Source organism: Desulfatiferula olefinivorans (assembly GCF_054657895.1).
On sequence record NZ_BAAHXV010000009.1, the window covers coordinates 18561 to 39966 of the forward strand.

22 protein-coding genes are annotated in these 21406 nt (G+C 58.4%); 4 read left to right on the forward strand and 18 right to left on the reverse strand.

The window, feature by feature from the left end; all coding sequences use genetic code 11:
• Positions 1 to 5: 5 nt before the first annotated feature.
• The 4 genes from ACYQ11_RS08415 to thrS are packed head-to-tail and all read right to left on the reverse strand — an operon-like array spanning position 6 to position 4516.
• Positions 6 to 1262 (reverse strand): (Fe-S)-binding protein, encoded by a 1257-nt coding sequence (locus ACYQ11_RS08415; protein ID WP_459923332.1) that lies wholly within the window; start codon positions 1260 to 1262, stop codon positions 6 to 8.
• Positions 1259 to 2164 (reverse strand): exopolyphosphatase, encoded by a 906-nt coding sequence (locus tag ACYQ11_RS08420; protein WP_459923333.1) that lies wholly within the window; start codon positions 2162 to 2164, stop codon positions 1259 to 1261. The genes ACYQ11_RS08415 and ACYQ11_RS08420 overlap by 4 nt, the downstream gene beginning before the upstream one ends.
• A gap of 32 nt (positions 2165 to 2196) precedes the next feature.
• Positions 2197 to 2595, reverse strand: coding sequence for a VanZ family protein (locus ACYQ11_RS08425; RefSeq protein ID WP_459923334.1), 399 nt, complete (start codon positions 2593 to 2595; stop codon positions 2197 to 2199).
• A gap of 10 nt (positions 2596 to 2605) precedes the next feature.
• Positions 2606 to 4516: a threonine--tRNA ligase gene (gene thrS, locus ACYQ11_RS08430; protein ID WP_459923335.1), complete on the reverse strand. Its 1911-nt coding sequence runs from the start codon at positions 4514 to 4516 to the stop codon at positions 2606 to 2608.
• A gap of 332 nt (positions 4517 to 4848) precedes the next feature.
• Here thrS and ACYQ11_RS08435 point away from each other — a divergent pair, with 332 nt between their 5' ends.
• The 4 genes from ACYQ11_RS08435 to ACYQ11_RS08450 all read left to right on the forward strand — a co-directional run bounded on the left by ACYQ11_RS08435 (position 4849) and on the right by ACYQ11_RS08450 (position 8417).
• Entirely contained in the window at positions 4849 to 5982 is a 1134-nt protein-coding gene (locus tag ACYQ11_RS08435) for a ribonuclease D (RefSeq protein ID WP_459923336.1), read from the forward strand.
• An 18-nt stretch (positions 5983 to 6000) separates the two neighbouring features.
• On the forward strand, positions 6001 to 6606 hold the full coding sequence (locus ACYQ11_RS08440; protein ID WP_459923337.1) for an alpha/beta hydrolase: 606 nt from the start codon (positions 6001 to 6003) through the stop codon (positions 6604 to 6606).
• Positions 6607 to 6824: 218 nt separating this feature from the next.
• Positions 6825 to 7664 (forward strand): MBL fold metallo-hydrolase, encoded by an 840-nt coding sequence (locus ACYQ11_RS08445; protein ID WP_459923338.1) that lies wholly within the window; start codon positions 6825 to 6827, stop codon positions 7662 to 7664.
• A gap of 3 nt (positions 7665 to 7667) precedes the next feature.
• A complete protein-coding gene (locus ACYQ11_RS08450) occupies positions 7668 to 8417 on the forward strand; it encodes an SIR2 family NAD-dependent protein deacylase (RefSeq protein WP_459923339.1) in 750 nt (249 codons plus the stop codon).
• Between the two features lie 130 nt (positions 8418 to 8547).
• Here ACYQ11_RS08450 and ACYQ11_RS08455 read toward each other — a convergent pair whose 3' ends face one another.
• From ACYQ11_RS08455 to rplU, 14 genes are all read right to left on the reverse strand, one after another.
• Positions 8548 to 8808 (reverse strand): PEP-CTERM sorting domain-containing protein, encoded by a 261-nt coding sequence (locus tag ACYQ11_RS08455; protein ID WP_459923340.1) that lies wholly within the window; start codon positions 8806 to 8808, stop codon positions 8548 to 8550.
• 195 nt (positions 8809 to 9003) lie between these two features.
• A complete protein-coding gene (locus ACYQ11_RS08460; protein WP_459923341.1) occupies positions 9004 to 9447 on the reverse strand; it encodes a universal stress protein in 444 nt (147 codons plus the stop codon).
• A gap of 78 nt (positions 9448 to 9525) precedes the next feature.
• Positions 9526 to 10092 (reverse strand): GAF domain-containing protein, encoded by a 567-nt coding sequence (locus tag ACYQ11_RS08465; RefSeq protein WP_459923342.1) that lies wholly within the window; start codon positions 10090 to 10092, stop codon positions 9526 to 9528.
• Between the two features lie 248 nt (positions 10093 to 10340).
• Positions 10341 to 12101: a DUF6178 family protein gene (locus ACYQ11_RS08470; RefSeq protein ID WP_459923343.1), complete on the reverse strand. Its 1761-nt coding sequence runs from the start codon at positions 12099 to 12101 to the stop codon at positions 10341 to 10343.
• Between the two features lie 90 nt (positions 12102 to 12191).
• Positions 12192 to 13775: an AmpG family muropeptide MFS transporter gene (locus tag ACYQ11_RS08475; protein ID WP_459923344.1), complete on the reverse strand. Its 1584-nt coding sequence runs from the start codon at positions 13773 to 13775 to the stop codon at positions 12192 to 12194.
• Positions 13776 to 14009: 234 nt separating this feature from the next.
• A complete protein-coding gene (locus tag ACYQ11_RS08480) occupies positions 14010 to 14414 on the reverse strand; it encodes a hypothetical protein (RefSeq protein WP_459923345.1) in 405 nt (134 codons plus the stop codon).
• A gap of 228 nt (positions 14415 to 14642) precedes the next feature.
• A complete protein-coding gene (gpmI, locus tag ACYQ11_RS08485) occupies positions 14643 to 16184 on the reverse strand; it encodes a 2,3-bisphosphoglycerate-independent phosphoglycerate mutase (protein WP_459923346.1) in 1542 nt (513 codons plus the stop codon).
• A 26-nt stretch (positions 16185 to 16210) separates the two neighbouring features.
• Positions 16211 to 16561 carry a ribosome silencing factor gene (gene rsfS, locus ACYQ11_RS08490; protein ID WP_459923347.1) on the reverse strand — a complete coding sequence of 117 codons (351 nt, stop codon included), beginning with the start codon at positions 16559 to 16561 and terminating at the stop codon, positions 16211 to 16213.
• Complete coding sequence (nadD, locus tag ACYQ11_RS08495; protein WP_459923348.1) at positions 16558 to 17274, reverse strand: nicotinate (nicotinamide) nucleotide adenylyltransferase; 717 nt, start codon at positions 17272 to 17274, stop codon at positions 16558 to 16560. Before nadD ends, rsfS begins: the two co-directional genes overlap by 4 nt.
• A gap of 42 nt (positions 17275 to 17316) precedes the next feature.
• Complete coding sequence (locus tag ACYQ11_RS08500; protein ID WP_459923349.1) at positions 17317 to 18573, reverse strand: glutamate-5-semialdehyde dehydrogenase; 1257 nt, start codon at positions 18571 to 18573, stop codon at positions 17317 to 17319.
• A 41-nt stretch (positions 18574 to 18614) separates the two neighbouring features.
• Positions 18615 to 19745 (reverse strand): glutamate 5-kinase, encoded by a 1131-nt coding sequence (gene proB, locus ACYQ11_RS08505; RefSeq protein WP_459923350.1) that lies wholly within the window; start codon positions 19743 to 19745, stop codon positions 18615 to 18617.
• Positions 19735 to 20736 (reverse strand): GTPase ObgE, encoded by a 1002-nt coding sequence (gene obgE / locus ACYQ11_RS08510; RefSeq protein WP_459923351.1) that lies wholly within the window; start codon positions 20734 to 20736, stop codon positions 19735 to 19737. Before obgE ends, proB begins: the two co-directional genes overlap by 11 nt.
• Positions 20733 to 20987: a 50S ribosomal protein L27 gene (rpmA, locus tag ACYQ11_RS08515; RefSeq protein WP_459923352.1), complete on the reverse strand. Its 255-nt coding sequence runs from the start codon at positions 20985 to 20987 to the stop codon at positions 20733 to 20735. Before rpmA ends, obgE begins: the two co-directional genes overlap by 4 nt.
• 71 nt (positions 20988 to 21058) lie before the next feature.
• A complete protein-coding gene (rplU, locus tag ACYQ11_RS08520) occupies positions 21059 to 21370 on the reverse strand; it encodes a 50S ribosomal protein L21 (RefSeq protein ID WP_459923456.1) in 312 nt (103 codons plus the stop codon).
• Positions 21371 to 21406: the final 36 nt, after the last annotated feature.

Sequence of the window (21406 nt, forward strand, 5' to 3'; positions counted from 1 at the left end):
ATCCGTCAGGCCAGGGACTCGGCAACCAGTTCCATGATATGCCGGACCCGGATATCCGACCCCTCCCGGGCCAAAAGATCCGTAAGCTGGAGCATGCACCCGGGGCAGGCCGTGACCACCTGGGACGCTCCCGAGGCCATGATGCCGCGAACCTTGGCTTTTCCGATGGAAAGCGACAGATCGTAGTGATCCAGGTTGAAACTGCCCCCGGACCCGCAGCACAGGCCCGCCCCGGCCGACTCCACATAGGTGTAGCCCGGCAGACGTAAAAGAAGCCCGCGGACCAGGGTCGGCACATCCCCCTTTCCTTTGAGATGGCAGGGATCATGCCAGGTCACAGGAATGGTTGACCCGGAACGGTTTTCAGCAAAAACCAGGGGGCGGCCCCGGGTCAGAATAAATTCGGTGATATCCGTGATCGGGGCATGAAACGACGGATCGGAAACGGGGGCCAGGGTCGGCCACAGGTCTCGAACGGCAAAGGTGCAGGTCGCACAGGCGGTAACCAGGGCGTCAAACGTGAGACGGCCCAAGGCATCGCGGTTCTGAAGGACCAGGGCCTGAAACCCCGCAGCGTCCCCTGCGGCCAGGGCCGGAAGACCGCAGCACACCTCATCGTCGATCAGACACACCGAGGCTCCGGCGGCTGAAAGAACCTTCATGCAGGCAAGCCCCACCTGGGGATACACCTTATCGATCAGGCATCCGGAAAAAAACACCACCCGGGGTTCACCGCCTGAAGGCGACAACAAACGACCCTGTTCACGAAAGGAAACCGCCGGAATCGTCGGCAAACGCCGGCCGTTCGAAAACCGGACCACACGGACCGCTCCGGCATCGGCGGCCCTCTTGGACAACAGCCCCTGACTCCTTGAAAGGGCGCGGACCAGAAGGCCGAACAGACGGGGATGGGTCAGAACCAGCCGAAACACCATTTTTTTGAGGGGAGAAAGCCCGGTATAGGCGGTGATGATCACGCGGGCCCGGATCAACAGATCGGTCAGGGGAACCTTTCGCGAACAGATCCGCTCACAGGCGCCGCAAAGCAGGCAGCGGTTCAGTCTCTCAAGGACCCTCTCGGGCCGGGTGAGGATCTCCCGGCTCAGCCCGTCGAGCAGGGCCAGCTTGCCCCGGGCCACATCGCCCTCGTGCCGGGTGACCTGAAACAGCGGACAGACCGACTGGCACATACCGCAGCGATTGCAGGCCGAACAGGCCGCCTCGATCTCTTTCAGGTGTTCAAGCAGCGTTTTAAGCGTCACGACCGGTCGTCCGTAAGCGGCTCGTTTTTCTTCAGGGTTTCAATGATTTCAGGAATCCAGATTTCCGCACGATGGGCGGGAAAACTGCAGGCCGCCGCACCGAAATGGCCCCCGCCGTTGTATCGGGAAAGCAACAGTCCGGCATTGACCCGGCAGTTCCGGTTGAAAATGCTGTGCCCCACACTGACGACGACCTGCCCGCGGTCGGCCTGGTCATAGCGTATTTTCACGCTGACCACCGCTTCCTTGAACAGAGAGTAGACCAGAAACCGATTGCCCTCGGGGGCCGTGTCGAGCGGTCTGAAATCCGTGACCGCCACCTCGGAGGTAACGGTGGTGTGGGCCAGCAGCCTGTCGTGGAAGATTCGATTTCGTGAAACGGCCTCGCGGCATCGGCGGGCGACCTCGGGATCGGCCATGACCCCGTCGACGGTTTTTTCACGAAGAAGGCCAACCAGCCTGTCCCAATAAAAGACATCGGCGCTGTTCCTGCCGCTGATGGTCATGGAAATCAGGACATGGGGATACCGTTCGGGATGAAGCACCTCGTCTTCAGTCAGATCCGCCGAATCGATCTTGTCGGCCTGGCGCACCAGTTCGGCAAAACGTTCGCCCAGCCTGTCCCGGTAATAGCCATAGACCACCCCGGCCGCCGATGGGGCGATGGCAAAAGCGCCGTCAAAGGTCGTGGGGGTCCGGTTGGTATAGTGATGGTCAAACCACAGGCTGCACCGGGGGTCGTAGGGAAGATTGGCCATGATATCACCCGGCTGGATCTCGGCGTCCTTTCGTTGCACCCGGCCCGGCTCGACCCAGTAGATGTCGCGGGCCGACGGTTCGGCTTCACGAAGAAGGACCGCACAGACAACCCCGTCAAAATCCGGTCGTGTCACGATGCGCATGGTTCTGCTCCTTTTCCCATAGCAGGGCAGGGTCAGGAATCGGATGATCCGGAGCCTGCCTTCATCCGGCACAAGATCACGCCCGCCTGATACACCGCGATCCCGGAGAAACTGCCCAGCACATCGAACAGAAAATCCGCCCGGTCCAGGGTGCGCGAGGGAACAAAAATCTGAATCAGTTCGTCCCCGCACCCGACCAGGGCCGACACAAACACCGCCGCCGGAACGGCCATGGTCGTCCCGAAGGATCCGGGCAGCGATCGAAGCGCCCGGAACACCAGAATCCCCAGAACGGCGTAGGCTGCAAAATGGAGGGGTTTATCCAGATGCCGGAGAGCAGGAATCATCAAAGGACACATGGACTGAATGAAAATCAGCAGACCATACACCCCGAGCGGCAGCCAGTACCTGACAAAATGATGTTTACGCATAAAAGGCTTATCACACCTGAATCAATTCGGAGCGCCTGTTTTTGATGTGTTCCAGGGCCTTTTCCATCAGCGACTCCTGTGAGACGCCGTAACGCACCGTGCCGTCCAGGGTCCGGACCGACAGGGTCCCGGCTTCCCGCTCCTTATCACCCACCGTGATGATCAGCGGAATCTGCTGAATCTGGGCTTCGCGCACCTTCTTTTTCAGACTCTCGGTGCGATCGTCCGTCTCGACCCGCAGACCGCCTTTTTCCATGGATGTGCGAACCTGTTCGGCATAGTCCGTCATATCGTCGTTCATCGGAAGAATCACCGCCTGGACCGGGGCCAGCCACAGGGGAAATTTCCCGGCATAATGCTCGACCAGAATGCCGAAAAAGCGCTCCACGGAACCGTAGATCACCCGGTGAATCATCACGGGGCGGTGTTTTTCATTGTCCGCCCCGATGTAACTGAGGTCAAACCGCTCGGGCAGGGACATGTCCAGCTGAATGGTGCCGCACTGCCAGGTCCGGCCGATGGCGTCCTTGATATGGATATCGATTTTGGGTCCGTAGAAGGCTCCGTCGCCCTCGTTGATCACATAATCCCGCCCGTAGGCGTTCAAGGCGGCTTTGAGGCCGTTGGTGGCCTGATCCCAGGCTTCGTCCGTTCCGATGGACTTTTCGGGACGGGTGGACAGTTCCAGGTGAAAACCGAGTCCGAAGGTGCTGTAGATCCTGTCGACCAGCCGAAGGACACCGAGAATCTCGTCCTGGATCTGGTCGGGCGTCATGAAGATATGGGCATCGTCCTGATGAAAGGCCCGGACCCGGAACAGACCGGACAGGGCCCCGCTGAGTTCATGGCGGTGAACCAGTCCGATTTCACCGGCCCGGATGGGCAGATCCTTGTACGAATGACGCCGGGTGCCGTAGAGCAGCATGCCCCCGGGGCAGTTCATCGGCTTGATGGCGTAGTCAAACTCATCGATGGTGGAGGTGTACATGTTTTCACGGTAGTTTTCCCAGTGCCCGCTCTTTTCCCAGAGGCTGCGGTCCAGCATGATCGGGGTCTTGGTCTCCACATAACCGGCGGCCCGATGCTCTTCGCGCCAGTAGTCCAGAAGGGCGTTCCATACGGCCATGCCCTTGGCGTGGAAAAACGGCATGCCCGGCGCCACGTCATGGAAGCTGAACAGGTCGAACTGAACGCCCAGTTTTCGATGGTCCCGTTTCCGGGCCTCTTCGAGTACGTGCAGATAGGCGGCCAGGTCCTTCTTGTCGAAATAGGCGGTTCCGTAAAGCCTCTGGAGCTGGGCCCTGGCCTGATCGGCCCGCCAGTAGGCCCCCGACGCCTTCATCAGCTTGAAGGCTTTGACCATGCCGGTGTGAGGCACATGGGGGCCCCGGCACAGGTCGGTGAAATCACCCTGGGTGTAAAGAGAGATGGTGCCGTCCGCCAGTTCGGAAATCAGCTCTTTTTTGTACGGATCCTCGCTGAAGAAGCGTAAGGCCTCTTCCTTGCTGACCATTTTCCGCTCAAAGGGCAGTTTTTCACTGACGATTTTCTTCATTTCCGCCTCGATGGCCGGGAAATCGTCTTCGGAGATCGGGGGCATGTCGATGTCGTAATAGAACCCGTCCTCGACCACGGGGCCGATGGTCAGCTTGGCGTCCTTGTGCAGACGAAGCACGGCCTGGGCCATGACGTGGGCGGCGCTGTGCCGCATGACCTCCAGGGCTTCCGGGTCTTTCACGGTGAGAAACCGGATCGAGGCGTCATGGTCCACAGGGCGGTTCAGGTCCATCAGGGCCCCGTCCACATCCATGACCACGCAATTTCTGGCAAATCCCTCGGAAATGCCCGTGGCGATTTCCATACCGGTGGGGGCCTGATCAAATTGCTTTATACTTCCATCGGGTAGTGTTATAGTAATCATCGTTTTTCCGTGCTCACTGCATGATGTTATCGTGAAAAGCGACATCCCGGGTTGTCGGACTGCCTGTGCCGCGTGCGCCAAACGCCTGTCATTCCTGGAAAGAGTCACTTGATGGTCAATTAAAGTGATTAATCTAAGTTAAATGCGGATACGGGTCAAGTCAAATCCTTGGAACCATTCTTTTTTGACAAAACCGCTTGATTTCCGTGTTTTTTTTTGTATAAGTCCTTACGTGCTCACGTTTTTCCGTGCCCGGAGCCCGGCCGGAAAACCCGCCCCCGGTCATTGCGGCCCCGGGGTTCATTGACAGGCCGATCAGAAAGACAGGTGGAATGGCAGACTATTTATTTATCGAAAACGAAGGGGATCTGAAAACCATCGCCGAGGCCTTCGAACAGGCCGATCACATCGCCGTGGATCTGGAAGCGGACTCGATGTTTCATTTCAAGGAGAAGGTCTGCCTGATTCAGATGGCCTCCGACTCACTGACCGTGGTCATCGATCCCCTGAAAATCGACGACATGTCCCCCCTCAAACCCGTGTTCGCCGACCCCGCCATCCGAAAGATCTTCCACGGCAGCGATTACGACGTAAGGTCCCTCAACCGTGACTATGACATCGAGGTCAACAACCTGTTCGACACCGAACTGGCCTCCCGTTTTCTCGGCATCACGGAAACGGGCCTGGGATCGGTGCTCGAAAAACGGTTTCAGATCCAGCTTGACAAGTCATTCCAGAAGAAAGACTGGTCCCGGCGCCCCCTGCCCCGGGAAATGATCGAATACGGGGCCGGAGACGTGATCCATCTTCTGGCCCTGGCCGATATTCTCGACGCCGAACTCAAAGCCAAACACCGGGACGAGTGGGTCAAAGAGGAATGTGAGCTGCTCAGCCGGGTGCGCTGCCCCCAGCCCAACGAGGATCCCCTTTTTCTCAAGATCAAAGGGTCCGGACGGCTGGACCGGCGGAGCCTTTCGGTCCTCGAACACCTGCTTCGTTACCGCCTTGTCGTGGCCGAAAAAAAAGACAAGCCCCTTTTTAAGGTGTTCAGCAACAGCAGCCTTTTGGAACTTTCGAAAAAAAGGCCCCGGACCATGGACCAGCTGGGCGAAGACAACCTGTTGAGCCGGCGCCAGATCTCAACCTTCGGCCATGATCTTCTTCGTGAAATCCAGGCCGGGCTGGCCGTCCCCGACAAGGATCTGCCCCTTTACCCGAGAAAGAAAAAACCGGCCATCCGTCCCGAGGTGCCCCGGCGCATCGACCGGCTCAAGGAATGGCGGGATGTCCTGGCTCAGGAACTCTGTATCGATCCGCCCATCCTTCTCAACAAGGCTCTCATGACCGAACTGGCCGTCACAAACCCTCTGACGCCGGAGGCCCTGGCCTCGGTGTCGGGCATGAAAAACTGGCAGATCCGGGAATTCGGCGACCGGATCATCGCCCTTTTGAAAACCCTGACATGACCGAATAAGGCCGGCTCCATGGAAACACCCTGCACATTCCCATCCGACGTCCTTCAACTCGAGGGCCTCCTCGATCAGGGGCCACAGGACCGGGCCGTGATCATCACCCACCCGCACCCCCTTTACGGCGGCGACATGCACAATCCCGTGGTCGACACCGTCCGGCAGGCTTACCGGGACCGGGGATTTGCCACCCTCCGTTTCAACTTCAGGGGAACGGGACAAAGCGAGGGTTCCCACGATCAGGGTCGCGGAGAAGTCCGTGACATCCTGGCCGCCCGCAGCTTCCTGACCGGACGGGGGTACTCCGTCGTCGACCTTGCCGGCTATTCCTTCGGGGCCTTTGTCAGCCTGACGGCCGTCGCCCAAAACCCCAGAGATTTCAGCCGTCTTGTGCTGATTTCCCCTCCGGTTGACTTCATCGAATTTGCTGACCTTTCGGGCATCGAGGCCCTGTCTCTGGTCATTTCCGGCGAGCACGATGACTATGCCTCGCCCGCCCACATTAAAAAGCTGTTGAAAAATTGGAACAAACACGCCATATTTATAGAAATTCCCGGCGCGGATCATTTTTATTCAGGTCATTTGGGGCGGGTAGGGGAAACCCTGGCAGGGCAACTCTAAACCCCTTTAATCCCTATAAAAAGGGAACGCGTTTTTTGATATGTTTTCAAAGAAGTTGTAGACGAAAAGCGGCGGCCTGTGATAGATGTTTTGGGGTGAAAACATGAAAACGCGGCGAAACGCCGTATCCTGCCGGGATGATCAGGGGTTTTGAACCGTTTCCTGATTGCTGGTTTCACTGTGAACTGCCATACTAACCGATACCTGAAAGGTCTTTCATGCATATCTCATGCTGGGGGTCAAGGGGCTCCATACCGGTTTCCGGTAAAGAATTTACCAAATATGGTGGCGATACCACCTGTGTCGAAATCCGAACGTCGAGCGATGATATCATCATTGTCGACGCCGGCACGGGTATCCGTCGGCTGGGCAACCATCTGGTCAAAGAGAAGCGGTTCAACTACAATATCATCTTCACCCACGCCCACTGGGATCACATGATCGGCTTCCCGGCCTTCAAACCCCTTTTCATGGACAACATCGAGCTCAAGGTCTACCGCTGCCCCTTTCCGGGAAAATTCATCGAAAACATGCTGGCCACCGTGATGAGACCCCCGAACTTTCCTGTCCGATACTCGGACGTCCGGGCCGAAATCCATTATGTGGACAGCTGCCCGGCCACCTTCGACATCGGATCGGTGACCGTGGAATCCATTCCCCTCAACCACCCGGACGGCGGCTGCGGTTACAAATTCACCGAAAACGGCCGAAGTTTCGTGTTTCTGACCGACAACGAGCTGGACTACAATCACCCGGGCAGCGTAAGCCGCAACGATTATCTGGAATTCTGCCGGGACGCGGATCTTTTATTCCACGATGCGGAATACACCCCCGACGAGTACCGGACCAAACGGGGCTGGGGCCATTCCCTTTACACCGATGTCCTTGACCTTGCCATGGCGGCCGGCGTCAAACACCTGGGGCTCTTCCACATCAATTCCGAACGGACCGACGACGACATGGACCGCATCGTCGACGAGTGCCGGGCGATCATTGACCGCAACCGATCCCCCCTGAACTGCTTTGCCACGGGGTATGCCACAACCTTCACCCTCTAAGCCATGGACGATTCCCTTCAACGCTGCGCGGATATTCTGTCTTCGGCCCGAACCGTCGTCTGCCTGACCGGGGCCGGCATTTCCGTTGAAAGCGGTATCCCCCCCTTCCGGGGACCGGGGAGCCTCTGGGAAACCTTCGATCCCATGGAATTCGCCCACATCCAATCGTTTCTGGAAAACCCGAAACGGGTCTGGGAGGGATTTCTCGTCGGCATGAAGGACATGCTCGACCGGGCCCGGCCCAACCCGGGCCACACCGGACTGGTCGCTCTCGAAAAACTCGGCCGCCTTTCGACCATCATCACCCAGAACATCGACGGACTGCACCAGATGGCCGGAAGCAGCGATGTCATCGAATTTCACGGCACCTTCGCCGTCCAGCGCTGCCTTGCCTGCGACACCCGCACGCCCTCCCGGGACACGGACCTTTCGACGCTGCCCCCCCGCTGCGCCTGCGGCGGCATCCTCCGGCCCGACTGCGTCTTTTTCGGAGAAATGATCCCCGACGACTGCCTCACGCGCTCCCGTAGGCTGGCCGCGACCTGCGACGTAATGCTGGTGGTGGGCACCTCCGCCACGGTCCAGCCCGCAGCCATGATCCCCGTCATCGCCCGGCAGCGCGGCGCCGTCGTCATCGAAGTCAACCCCGAACCCACCCCCCTCACCTCCGCCGGCAGCGACCACTTCCTCCGCGGCCCCGCCGGGAAAATCCTCAGCGCCCTGGCCGAGGCGGTGGCAAGGCGGCTGGGGTAAGACAAATCAATTGCCGATTGCTGTCTGGCCATAGTACGATCTTATTCACGCATTAATGGAAAAACACCTACAGCAGGATGATTCACCTCACACCATCGATCTTTATGCTACGGATTGGCATTGACGCATGCTAATTCATTGAAGGCTCAGGCAGAAGGATTATGCTTGGATTGTATGGCGGGAGGGAATATAGGCTCAAAAGAATCTGATCTGTCAGAAGAAAAAAGGGCTGAGACAGAGCCTTGCACCGCCTCAACCCATAAATCGCTTTATGTTTTTTTCTTTTTCGGGACGCTGCGAACCCAAGCAGACCTGAACCCAAAAGAATCAACGTGGCCTGTTCGGGTACAGGAGCATCACCGTTTTTATAGCCCTTTAACAGGATGAGCATCCGGTTGTCGGGTTTCGTTCCTCAACCCGACCTACGATGGGCGGGCGTTTTTGCGGGGCGGTGATGAGGGGATTTGGGACAATCTGCGTTAATCCCTGCCAAGGATGAAGGGTATTTGGTGGGGCACAGCCCACAATGGATTTGCGCATGGGCGGGGATGTGTTGAGGGATGAAGGGCGTTTCCAACCTAAGGCCCTACATCTTGACCACCAGAACGGCCATGCCTTCCAGGGCGCGGACCAGTTTGATGCTCACGTCGCCGAGTACGAATTCTTCGGCTTTGGACATGCGCTTGCGGCCGATCATCACCATGGTGGGTTTGAGCTGCTGAGCCTGGTCGATGATGCCGTCGGCGATGGTGGGATACGGTTCGGTGACCAGATGGATTTCGATGTTTTCGGGAAACAGGCCTTTTTCGACCAGCTCGTTTTTGGCGTCTTCGAGAATTTTTTTGTATTTGGCGGGCTGCTGGTTCATGTATTTCTTGCCCATCAGTTCCTCGCCGCCGGAAGGCTTGCGAAACACGTGAAGCAAAATGACGCGCAGGTCGTCCGGGCAGAGGGACAGCCTGATCAGATAGTCGAGCACTCCCCGTGAACTCATGGAATCATTCAATGCCACCAAAATTGTATTACCCATGCCATACCCCCGCGTATCAAATAAATATAACCTGAAGACCGCGACTCCCGCTGTGGCGGCCCCGTCGTTTCCGGCTGATCAGAGCCCCTTGACCATTCGAAGGGGCAGATTGCCCATGATGGCCCGGACTTCATCGAGAAAATTTTTGAGCCCGTTGTTTTCGATCACCAGGCCGAACTGCTCGGCCAGAATGTTGATCGAATCCCGGTCCTCATCGTGGATCATCCAGTTCTGGTCGTTGTAAAGCTTGAGCAGACCGACCACGTCTTTCCGATGCTTGATGGGAAACGACAGCATGCAGACAATGCCTTCCTTCTTGATCGACTCCCGGTGGGCGACCCGTGGGTCATTGGCGAAATCCTGAAAAAACACCGGCCGGCCGGTCACGAATTCCTGAAGTTTACCCTCTTCGTATTCGGGCTGCTGCCTCAGATACTCCTCGCTCAGGCCGTGGCTGCACACATAATACAGGCGTTTTTCGCGATCGTCGAAAACCAGAACCGTGGCGGCCTTGATATCGAAACTCCGGCAGATGCTCTCGACGATATGCCGTCCCAAAAGAACCACGTCTTCATAGGTGGAAATGGCATGGCTGATCGCCCTAAATTGGGCCAGATTGATTTTTCGTTCCGGAACATACCCCATGATCGAACCTCCCTTGACTGACATGCCGTTCGGCACACGGCGCGACGCCTGAAAAAAACAAAGGCACCGGCAGGAACCGCGTGCCGCAATAGCCGCGGACCCTTGCGGACCCTGAACACGGGTCGCGGGCCGGGCTGTGGTAAAGGTATCATCGACGACGCTGATGCGATAATGATGGTGCACATGATGTGAAAACCTGTTTCAATCTAACCCATCGCCTGCGATCGAGTCAAACAGAATCTCGGGGCTCAGTCCGGTGCAATGCACAGATGGACCAGATAACGGGCGTCGAGATCCCCGGCCTGAACGGTACCGTATTCGCTCTCAAGGTTTCGGAACAGGGCTTCAAGGGTCGATCCCATGCGCCGGGATATTTCCTCTTCCGTAAATCCGGTTCGCAGGGCCAGCCAGGTCAGCATGGCCTGCTTTTCCTCATCGCGAATCCGGCCCAGGCCCCGATCGACGCCCCGGGGACCAGGGGTCCACAGACGATCGAACCAGGCCCTGACATCCGTCATGGGCACCGGTCCTTCGGTATGTTCAGGCTTTCCGCTTGAAGCATGGACCCAGAGGGTCAGAAGCAGGCGGTCGACGGTCAGGCGGTATCCTGAAAAGGCGTCCAGCCGGGGCGCCATCATGGACAACAGCTCGTCGTAGCCTGTGATGTCGTCAAGCCGCCGTTCCGTGGCCAGAATGTCTGCAAGGCTCTGAAAATCCCGGTACAGGCTGCCGGCGGTGTAATTGTCGTAATAAACGGGTTTATCGACCAGAAGACCCCCAAGGACCCCCAGTCCCGCCTCGCCCCAGAAGGCCAGTTTCAGATCGTTCCGCCCGAACCAGCTGTCCCGGACCAGGCGTCCGGCACGGTGCTTGAGGCCCATGATCCGCCCTATCCCCACACGAAACAGCTGCTTCATGGCATACCGATCGATCAGGCCGCAGCGCGAGGCGTCATCGACGTCACCCTGTCCTTCGAGCAGCACCTCCATCCCAAGACTGATGGTGTACGAGGCTTTTTTGGCGATATGGGCAAGGGTTTCCCTGCTGCGGATGATCGTCTGGTCGGCGGCGATCATCTGGTTGCACAGCGAGGCGAACTCCAGCTCCAAATCTTCCAAATCCCACCTGCCCTCCCACCGTTCAAGGCTTTCGGTGAACAGATTCGGGTCGGAGATGGCCTGGGCCGGAGCAATGGGCGCCGTCACCCCCTCGGGTTCGAAAGCCTTACACGTCGGTTTTTGGGGACGGACGGGCTCAAGCCGGTCGGGCGACAGGGGGCTGTAGATTTCCATGGCTTCATCAAAGGGCAAAAACCCCTTTTCCGCCAGCCGGACATTCCGGAGCCTGAAATGTTCCTCCTCCGTTTCAGCCGGAATCACGCTCACGGCTTCGAGCATGATCGCCTGGTAGAGGGTGTAATCCAGCTCCAGAATCTGATCGATGAGGGCATGGATCACCTCGTCGAGTTCCTCCTGACGCACCGGTTCATCCCCCTCGCGAACGATCAGGGGATCGGGCTTTTCCTTGATGCGGATATAAAAATAATCATCGACGGTGAAAAAACCGTCGGGAAACTCCGACGGGTCCTGGTTCTCTTCTCGGATGATCACCTCGATGTTTCTGAACAGGTAAAGCTCCAGAAAAGCCGGCCGTTCGGTGATCAGCCACCTGACAAGCCGCTTCCCGTCTGCAAGAAAAAGGACCTTGAACCAGTGGGTGACCGCGTCGGTTTCCATCCGGTCCCGGGTCCAGGTTTCCACATCGATCATGTAGCCCCACTGGTCCGAATGGGCCAGGGCCAGAACCGGCAGGGCATCGGACAGGCCGATATCATGAACCAGAAGGTAAAGATCCTGCTCGGAAAACGACTGAACCAGCTCGGCGGGAAGGGGGGCCGACAGAATTTCGTCCAGGGCCTTCTCCGGCGGCATGGCCATGATGGCCTTTCGTTTGTCCCGAAGGACCAGATGTTTTCCGGCCCGGTTCTGCAGAGGGTACTCCTGTGTCATAGCATGTCCTGTTTCACGGTTCATGACGGGTATCGTCCCGGCCACACGCAGCCAATATAATCACGGGTTTTTACGATGACCAGTCGATATTCAGATTTTTTCCACGGCCAGACGTTTTCCCGCCAGCACCACCAGAACCAGCACGGGGGCGCCGACGAGGGCCGTGATCAGAAAGAAACGTTCATAGCCCAGCGCGTCCACCATGGTCCCGGCATACCCGCCGGTGATTTTGGGAATCAGGGTCATCAGGGAGCTGAACAGGGCGTATTGCATGGCTGTGAACCTTATATCGGTCAGGCTGGACAAAAACGCCACAAAGGCCGCCCCGGCCAGCCCTCCGGCAAGGCTGTCCGCCGAGATCACCAGGTAAAGCAGTGTCAGATCATGACCCGCCCCGGCCAGAATCATGTACAGAAGATTGGTTGCCGCGGACAAAAGAGCACCCGCGAACAGAATGCGGATCACCCCGAACCGGACGGACAGAATACCGCCCACAAACCCGCCGAAAAGGGTCATGACCAGCCCGAAGGTTTTGGATACGGCGGCAATTTCGGTTTTCGTGAACCCCAGATCCTGGTAGAACACATTGGAAATCACCCCCAAAACAATGTCCGAAATCCGGTAAAGGCCCACCAGGGACAGAATCAGAACAGCCGCCCCCCGGCCGTAACGCTGGAAAAAATTGGCGATGGGATCGATATAGGTTTCCCGAACGATCTCGGGGGCCACCAGGCCCAGTGCGATACACAGCCGGGCGACGACCCCTGCCGACGCAACCCCGGCCGACAACCGGAGTCCCTCAATCACGACGGCCGTAAGACGGCCGTTCATCCATGATCCGGCAAGACCGGCCTTAAGGCTCTCCAATGGACCGCCGGAGGCCGTGTAGGCCGCCACACACCCCGTGACGGCGAACACAAACAGGAGCACGAAACGCAGGTAATCCTCGGCATGCCGAAGGGCGGTGGTTGCCTTTCGGGCCTTGGGTTCGGGCATGGCCAGGGTGGTCACCACACCCACCGACATGCCGGCGGCCATGGACAGATAGGTCCACTGCCAGGCCCGGTAGACGTAGTCTCCGGCCGACGAACCGAACCGATCGGCCAGAAACAGAGCCCCCGCCCCGGCCGTGATCATGGCGATGCGGTAGCCGGCCATGTAGGTGGACGCCATCAGGGCCTGATACTCCGGTCCGGCGGATTCGATCCGGTAGGCATCGATGACGATGTCCTGGGTGGCCGAGCAGAACCCGAGCGCCACGGCGGCAACGGCCATCATTGTCACCCGCGAGGCCGAAAGGGCCGGATCGATGCATGCCATGGAGACGATGGCCCCGGCCACGGAAAGCTGGGACACCAGAAGCCAACTCCGGCGTCGTCCGAGCAGACGGGTCAGGATCGGCAGAGGCAGACGGTCGATCAGCGGCGCCCAGACAAATTTGAACGAATAACCCAGGGCCGCCCAGCTGAAGAAGGTCACGGTCGATCGCTCGATTCCGGCCTCGCGCAACCACAGGGACAGGGAGGAAAAGATCAGGAGGATGGGCAGCCCGGCGGAAAAACCCAAAAACAGCATGATGATCACCGGAGGGCTGAAAAAAGATAAAACGGCTTCCCGCCAGGAATGGCGCTGAGGATCGCAACATCCGCCGTCCTGTTCACCGTGTCTGATCATTCATCGATCCTTTGAGGTCATGGCGTTTACACGCATTCGCCCGAAGGCTTTGGGGAAAAAATTAGGTTCATCATTCATCCCCGGCGCCTTTCAGGCAATTTATTTTTTTCTTGAGACCCTTACCCGGAATTGCCCGATCTTAGACCATGGGCAGGCTGATGTACAGTGCTTAAACAAAATAAAAAAGGCCCAAAACGGGCCTTTGTCGGAGTCAGACGATGATGTGGTGAAATATCAGCGAAGCGTACCGATGAAACATCCCCCGCCGCCGGCCTGGGCACCCATGATCCGGCTCACGGCCTCGGAAGTATCGACCACCTTGCCGATGGCGTCGGTCCGGGGCAGATGGGCCGACTGGACGGTGTCGGAAAAATCACTGGAATTGCCGCAGGCATTGAAGGCCTTGACGGCATAATTGTAAACCCGGCCGTCTTCGGCGTCCTTGAGTTCTACAAAGGTCAGGTCAGAGGGGATTTCCATGCTGTTCTCTTCGGTGAAATGATCCGGGTCGGTGCTCCAGTAGACCACATAATAATCGGCGTCGGCGTTTTCATCCCATTCGAGGACGGCATCGGCCGCATATACGGTCTGCGTGAGAAGAAAAAGGGAACCCAGCACGAGCATGATGCGTTTGAACATTGTCTCCCCCCTGCCTGTTTCAGTGATCAGCCGGCCAGAACCCCCACGATCCCGACCTTCAGCATTTGCCCATCATCATAGCCAGTTTTGTGCCAAGGAATCAGAAAACATGTAAAAACGATAGTTATCAAGATTTTGCGTAAAAAACAACCATCACGTCCCGCGTCCGTCAGGCCGTCCGTCGGCCCTCACCTGGCGATATGTCATCAAACAGGCGCCATTTCGCCATCAACCGGTCTGTCCGGCGATCAAGGATCGGCCGGTCATGGCCTCTGGCTTGTCCAGACCCATGACCGCCAGCACCGTCGGGGCAATGTCGGCCAGACAGCCAGGGTTCAGCGTGACCTGCCTGAGCGTTTCCGACACCAGAATCAGGGGCACCGGATTCAGGGTATGGGCGGTATGGGGTTTCCCGGCGGCATCGACCATCTGTTCCGAATTGCCGTGGTCGGCCGTGACAATCACGGTGCCGCCCCGTCGAAGAAATTCAGGCACCACACGACCCACACAGGCGTCCACCGTTTCCACCGCTTCGACGGCCGCCGCCGTCACGCCGGTATGACCCACCATGTCCATGTTGGCGTAATTGACGACAATCAGGGCGTAGTCGCGTTCATGGATCCGCCTGATCAGCTCATCGGTAATCTCACAGGCGCTCATCTGAGGTTTCAGATCGTAGGTGGCCGCATCCCGGGGAGATGGAATCAGACAGCGATCTTCGCCGGGGAAGGGGGTTTCCTCTCCGCCGTTGAAAAAATAGGTCACATGGGCGTATTTTTCCGTCTCGGCAATGCGCAGTTGCGAAAGCCCCAGGCGACTGACCACCTCGCCGAGCAGGCCGGAAAGACGCAGGGGCCCAAACGCGACGGGAAGATCGAACTGCTCGTCGTACTGGGCCATGCACACGTAATCGCAAAGATGGGGCAGGCGGGTTCGGACAAAGCCCTTGAACCGGTCTTCGGTGAAAGCCCGGGTGATCTGGCGGGCCCGATCCGCCCTGTAATTGAAAAAAATCACCCCGTCGTGATCGCTGATCAGGCCCTTTTCCGTATCGAAAATCATCGGCTTGACAAACTCGTCGGTTTCACCCCGGGCATAGGCCTTACGAACGGCCTCCACCGGGTCGGTTTCCGGCAGCCCCTCCCCTTCCGTATAAAGCCGAAAGGCGGTTTCGGTCCTGTCCCATCGGGTATCCCGATCCATGGCGTAATACCGACCGCAAATCCCGGCGATCTGCATGGACGGCCGCCCCCCCATGTGGGCGCAAAGCTGCTCGACGAACCCGGCCCCGCTGTCCGGCGGCGTGTCCCGCCCGTCAAGGATCACATGGATGCGGATGTCCTTAAGCCCTAAACCGTCGGCCATGTCCAGCAGGGCGAACAGGTGGGCCATCTGACTGTGTACCCCGCCGTCGGAAACCAGGCCCATGATGTGAAGGACCGAAGACCGGGATTTGACGGCCGTCATCACCGCAGTCAGAGCGGGGTTGGTAAAAAAGGACCGGTCTTCGATGGCCCGGTCGATCCGAAGCAGGGTCTGGTAGACGGTCCGGCCGGCTCCGATGTTCAGATGCCCCACCTCCGAATTGCCCATGATGCCTTCGGGGAGTCCCACCGAAGGGCCCGAACAGACCAGTCGGGTATGGGGAAAAGTGGCGAACAGACGGTCAAGATGGGGGGTTTCGGCCATGGCCACGGCATTGTTTTCAACCGAGGGATTGATGCCCCAGCCATCCAGAATCATCAGCATTACAGGTGTCGGCGTATCCATGCTCCTTCCTTTTGTCAGTGCGGTCATCACCCGGTCACGTCGATGCGTCGGGCATCGGCCCAGAGGCCCTCCAGGTCGTAAAACCTCCGCGTTTCCTCATAAAAAATATGAATGATCACATCCCCGTAATCCAGGAGGACCCACTTCCCCTCTTCAAGCCCGTCGACACTGAACGGTTGAATTCCCCTCTTTTTCATTTCACTGCGGATATGTTCACCGATGGCCGAGACCTGACGGTTGGAACGGCCCCCGGCGATGATGAAGGCATCGGTATAGGAGGTCAGCGCCCGAACGTCCAGGGCCACCACATCCTCCGCCTTTCGTTCGGCAAGCACCTCAAGAAAGGGTTTCACCACGTCATCGTTTGTGTCACTCATGCATACAGTCCTTTGTTGTTGATATAATCCAATACGTCTTTCTGAAGCCAGGGCGAAACGTCCCGGCCCGTTCTGATGCCCTGCCTGATTTCCGTGGACGACACGGGATACGGGGTCCCCCGAAACAGGTAGACGGCTTTGTTCTTCGGATGCGTGAAGCAAAAGGCGTCATCGTTCCATACATACCCGTCTGTCACGGTGCGGGAAAGATAAACAGAGGCCTGGTCGATCACGGAATGATGCGGGTCCCGCCCGATCCCGGGGCGAACAATCACAATCAGGGGGACAGCCTCGAGAATCCGATCGAATGCCCGCCAGGTGTGAAGCTCAAAAAAAGCGTCGGAGCCCAGAATCATCGACAGGCCGGCGTCCCTGCCCAGTTCGCCGGCAACCGCAGAAAGGGTGTCGACGGTGTAGGACGGGCCCTGCCGCCTGAGTTCCATGTCCGACACCTCAAACCCCTCCCGCCCCTCAAAGCACAGACGGACCATATACAGCCGGTCACGGGAATCGGACACGGCCGTGACGGGTTTATGGGGCGGTACCGACGAGGGCATGACAATGATCCGCGACAAGCCAAAGGCGGCTTTCACCTCATCGGCCACATGGACATGACCCAGATGCACCGGATCAAAGGTCCCCCCAAACAGACCGACCCGGTAAACCGCGGGGCCGGGTCGGTGGGGATCGTTTATGTCGGTGTGTAACGCCACGTCGGCCCTAAGAGTCTCCTGTAATGACGGGGGTCGAAAAAATCATCCGCGTACCTGTCCGGCTCCGAGAACCACAAATTTGGTGGTGGTCAGTTCCTCGAGCCCCATGGGCCCGAAGGCATGCAGTTTGGAGGTGCTGATACCGATTTCCGCGCCCAGACCCAGTTCCCCGCCGTCGTTGAAACGGGTGGAGGCATTGACCATCACCGCCGACGAATCCACTTCCCGCACGAACCGCCGGGCCCTTTCATAGTCGCGGGTCACGATGGATTCGGTGTGATGGGAGCTGTGGGCGGCAATATGGGCCATGGCGTCATCGATGGAGTCGACCACCCGGACGGACACGATCAGGTCCAGATACTCGGCGTCCCAGTCCGCGTCGGTGGCCGCTGCCGCTCCGGGCACCCGGGCGCAGGTTCGTTCGCAGCCCCTTATTTCAACTCCGGCCGCGTCAAAGGCCGCCGCCATCCGCGGCAAAAACGTGTCCGCTTCGGCCGCGTGGACCAGAAGGGTTTCCATGGCGTTGCAGACACCGGGCCGCTGGGTCTTGGCGTTGAGGCAGATCGCCTCGGCCATGGCCGGATCGGCGCCTTCATCCACATACACATGGCAAACCCCTTTGTAGTGCTTGAGCACCGGAATCCGGGACTGCTCGACCACGGCCCGGATCAGGCTTTCGCCGCCCCGGGGAATGATCAGGTCGATGTACTCCTCCTGCTTGAGCAGGATGCCCACCGCCTCCCGGTCCCGCATGGGGACAACCTGGGCCGCCGCTTCGGGAAGGCCGCAGGCGGCCAGGGATTCGGCAAGGATGGCGGAAAGGGCCTGATTGGAATATAGGGCCTCGGACCCGCCCCGAAGGATGACGGCATTACCCGCCTTGAGGCACAGGGCCGCCGCATCGATGGTCACATTGGGCCGTGATTCGTAGATCATGCCGATGACACCTAAGGGGATCCGCATCCGGGAGACCTGAAGCCCGTTGGGCCGGGTCCAGGTCCGGGTGATCGAGCCCACCGGGTCCTCCAGGGCCATCACATCGTAAAGCCCCTGAATCATGGATTCAATCACCGTGTCGGACAGGGTCAGCCGATCGATCATGGCATCGGACAGCCCCATCTCACGGGCCCGTGCAAGGTCCTTGCTGTTTTCGGACTGGAGATGGTCTTTTTTGGCGGACAGGCGTTCGGCAACGGCACCGAGAACCCGGTTCTTTTCACCGGCCGACAGCCTGGCCATGATGACGGATGCACTGCGGGCCCGACTCGCCATGTCCCGGATAATGGTTTCAACAGACATGAAATGGTCTCCATTCGAGGTGCCGGTCAACCGGGAAAGGATCAATCGCAGGTCAGGGCGAAATTGTCCCGGTGAATCACCTCATCGTATTCCTTGTGTCCCAGCCGGCTCTCGATCTGACCGGTCTTGAGGCCCTTGATCCGATCGATGTCCTGGGAACTGTAATTGACCAGCCCGATGCCCAGCACCGTGCCGCAAAGGCCCCGGAGTTCCACGGGGGCGCCCACCGAAAAATCGCCCTCAACCCGGGCGATACCGCTGGGCAGAAGGCTTCTACCGCCGGTGAGCATGGCGCTTTTCGCCCCGTCATCGATAATCAGGGCACCGGCGGGCCGGGCGTTGAAGGCGATCCAGCTTTTTCGGCTGGTCAGTTTCTCTGTTTTCGGGGCAAAGAACGTGCCCTTGTCCGTTCCGGCGAACAGGTCGTCCAAAATGGCGTCGTCCTTGCCCGAGGCAATGATCATGGGAATGCCGGCGGCCGTCACCTTCCGGGCGGCCCGGATCTTGGTCAGCATGCCCCCGGTGCCCACGGCTCCGGGAATATCGCTGGCCATGGCATCGACGTGCTTGCCGATCCGGGAGAGAACGCCGATCCGCCGGGCATCGGTATGACGCCGGGGATCCTTGTCGTACAGGCCGTCGATGTCCGTCAGATTGATCAGAAGATCCGCCGAAAGAAGCAGAGCCACCCGTGCGGACAGACTGTCGTTGTCGCCGAATTTGATTTCCTCGACGGCCACCGTGTCGTTTTCGTTGATGATGGGCAGAACGCCCCAGGTCAAAAGGGTGTTCAGCGTGTTCCGTGCGTTCAGAAACCGTTTCCGGTTGCTCAGATCATCATCGGTCAGAAGGATCTGGGCCACATGTTTACCGTAACGGGCGAACACTTTTTCGTATTCCAGAATCAGACCGGCCTGGCCGATGGCGGCGGCGGCCTGTTTTTCCGGCATTTTATCGGGACGCCCCGGCAGTCCGATTTTTTTGACACCTGAAGCCACGGCCCCGGAGGACACCAGGATCACATCCCGTTTCAGATCCATCTGGGCGCTGATCTGGCGGGCCAGCGAGGCAATGACGTCAAGATTCAGACCCAGGTCCTGGGTGAGGACACCGCTGCCCACCTTGACCACCAGCCGCTTGACGGACGGAAGTCGTCGGGGTTCATTGTTCATGACCAATCACCATTTGGGCCAGCCTGGCCTTGAGTCGGTCAATCCCCCGCGTGGTGGCCGCGGAAATCCGCATCACCGGAAGGTCTCCCAACGCATCCTGAAACAGATCGGCTTTTTCAACCGTTCCCGGAATATCCATTTTGTTGAGCACCACCAGCTGCTCTTTTTCCGCCAGAACCGGACTGTACAAGGCCAGTTCCCGGTTCAGGGCCTGATAGGTTTTCAAGGGGTCGGCGGGATCGATGGCTGAGGCGTCGATCAGATGCAGCAGAAACTTGTTGCGTTCCACATGCCGGAGGAACTGAATGCCCAGCCCCACGCCTTCATGGGCACCTTCGATGATGCCGGGAATGTCGGCCACGGCAAAGGGTTCGCCCCAATCGTGAACAACCATGCCGATATTGGGGGTCAGGGTTGTGAAGGGATAGTCGCCCGTTTTGGGCCGAGCAGAGGAAATAACGCTGATCAGAGTGGATTTCCCGGCATTGGGGAAGCCGATGATCCCGACATCCGCCAGCAGTTTCAACTCCAGTTTCAATTCCAGCAGTTCACCGGGTTCTCCGGGCTGCGCAAATCGCGGGACGCGGTTCCTCGATGTGGCGAACCGCTTGTTGCCGCGCCCGCCCATCCCGCCGCAGGCCAGAACGAACTCTTCGCCCGCTTCCGTGAAATCATGAATGATTTCACCCGTTTCGACGTTAGTCACCACCGTACCGACCGGAAGGTCGACGATGACGTCGGCCCCATTTTTACCGTGCTTCTGCTGTCCTGAACCCGATCCGCCGTCCTCGGCCTTGATCTGTTTGCGGTAGCGGAACTCGTAAAGGGTTCTCAGGTCGGCGACAGCTCTCAGGATGACGCTGCCGCCGTCACCACCATCGCCGCCGTCCGGTCCGCCGCGCTCGATAAACTTCTCGCGCCGGAAGCTGACACAGCCTCTGCCTCCGTGACCGGACTGGGCAGTAATGATTGCTTCATCGATGAATTTCACGCCGCATAAACACTCACCTTTTTGCGCTTGCGGCCGAAACGTTCATAGGTGACAACGCCGTCAATTTTTGCAAAAAGAGTGTAGTCCTTTCCCACACCCACATTGTTACCGGGATGAATGGACGTGCCCACCTGGCGCACCAGGATGTTGCCGGCCAGCACCGACTCTCCACCGTATCGTTTGATTCCGCGTCGTTGGGCGTTACTGTCGCGACCGTTTTTGGTACTCCCGCCCGCCTTCTTATGTGCCATCTTGAGAACTCCTTTAAAATCCTGTCATTCACGCCGAACCGCCCCGTCCGGGTACGGCCCATGGAAACGGTCTAAGCCTTGATGCTGTCGATTTTCACCGCGGTGAACATCTGGCGATGCCCCAGTTTCCGGCGGTACCGTTTGCGTTTCTTGTACTTGAAAACAATTATCTTCTTCTCTTTACCCTGCTCAACAATATGTCCACTGACCAGCGCCCCTTCGATCACGGGCCGGCCCAGGGAAACAGTCTCCCCATCGGAAAACATCAGAACGCGATCAAAGGAAACCTCGGCCCCCACATCACCTTCCAGCTTCTCCACATGCAGGATCTCACCTTCCTGGACTTTATACTGTTTTCCGCCGGTTGCTACCACAGCATACATCATCTTTAATCTCCCGTTTTTGCTAAGTATCAGGCC

Bases quoted from the DNA above. Each gene is read 5' to 3' on its own strand.
- ACYQ11_RS08480 (WP_459923345.1), bottom strand. From the start codon at position 14,414: ATGTTCAAACGCATCATGCTCGTGCTGGGTTCCCTTTTTCTTCTCACG.
- ACYQ11_RS08440 (WP_459923337.1), top strand. From the start codon at position 6,001: ATGGAAACACCCTGCACATTCCCATCCGACGTCCTTCAACTCGAGGGC.
- ACYQ11_RS08455 (WP_459923340.1), bottom strand. From the start codon at position 8,808: ATGCTCATCCTGTTAAAGGGCTATAAAAACGGTGATGCTCCTGTACCC.
- ACYQ11_RS08500 (WP_459923349.1), bottom strand. From the start codon at position 18,573: ATGTCTGTTGAAACCATTATCCGGGACATGGCGAGTCGGGCCCGCAGT.
- ACYQ11_RS08420 (WP_459923333.1), bottom strand. From the start codon at position 2,164: ATGCGCATCGTGACACGACCGGATTTTGACGGGGTTGTCTGTGCGGTC.
- rplU (WP_459923456.1), bottom strand. From the start codon at position 21,370: ATGTATGCTGTGGTAGCAACCGGCGGAAAACAGTATAAAGTCCAGGAA.
- ACYQ11_RS08435 (WP_459923336.1), top strand. From the start codon at position 4,849: ATGGCAGACTATTTATTTATCGAAAACGAAGGGGATCTGAAAACCATC.
- proB (WP_459923350.1), bottom strand. From the start codon at position 19,745: ATGAACAATGAACCCCGACGACTTCCGTCCGTCAAGCGGCTGGTGGTC.
- rsfS (WP_459923347.1), bottom strand. From the start codon at position 16,561: ATGAGTGACACAAACGATGACGTGGTGAAACCCTTTCTTGAGGTGCTT.
- ACYQ11_RS08470 (WP_459923343.1), bottom strand. From the start codon at position 12,101: ATGACACAGGAGTACCCTCTGCAGAACCGGGCCGGAAAACATCTGGTC.
- ACYQ11_RS08475 (WP_459923344.1), bottom strand. From the start codon at position 13,775: ATGATCAGACACGGTGAACAGGACGGCGGATGTTGCGATCCTCAGCGC.
- gpmI (WP_459923346.1), bottom strand. From the start codon at position 16,184: ATGGATACGCCGACACCTGTAATGCTGATGATTCTGGATGGCTGGGGC.
- ACYQ11_RS08445 (WP_459923338.1), top strand. From the start codon at position 6,825: ATGCATATCTCATGCTGGGGGTCAAGGGGCTCCATACCGGTTTCCGGT.
- ACYQ11_RS08465 (WP_459923342.1), bottom strand. From the start codon at position 10,092: ATGGGGTATGTTCCGGAACGAAAAATCAATCTGGCCCAATTTAGGGCG.
- thrS (WP_459923335.1), bottom strand. From the start codon at position 4,516: ATGATTACTATAACACTACCCGATGGAAGTATAAAGCAATTTGATCAG.
- ACYQ11_RS08425 (WP_459923334.1), bottom strand. From the start codon at position 2,595: ATGCGTAAACATCATTTTGTCAGGTACTGGCTGCCGCTCGGGGTGTAT.
- ACYQ11_RS08460 (WP_459923341.1), bottom strand. From the start codon at position 9,447: ATGGGTAATACAATTTTGGTGGCATTGAATGATTCCATGAGTTCACGG.
- rpmA (WP_459923352.1), bottom strand. From the start codon at position 20,987: ATGGCACATAAGAAGGCGGGCGGGAGTACCAAAAACGGTCGCGACAGT.
- ACYQ11_RS08450 (WP_459923339.1), top strand. From the start codon at position 7,668: ATGGACGATTCCCTTCAACGCTGCGCGGATATTCTGTCTTCGGCCCGA.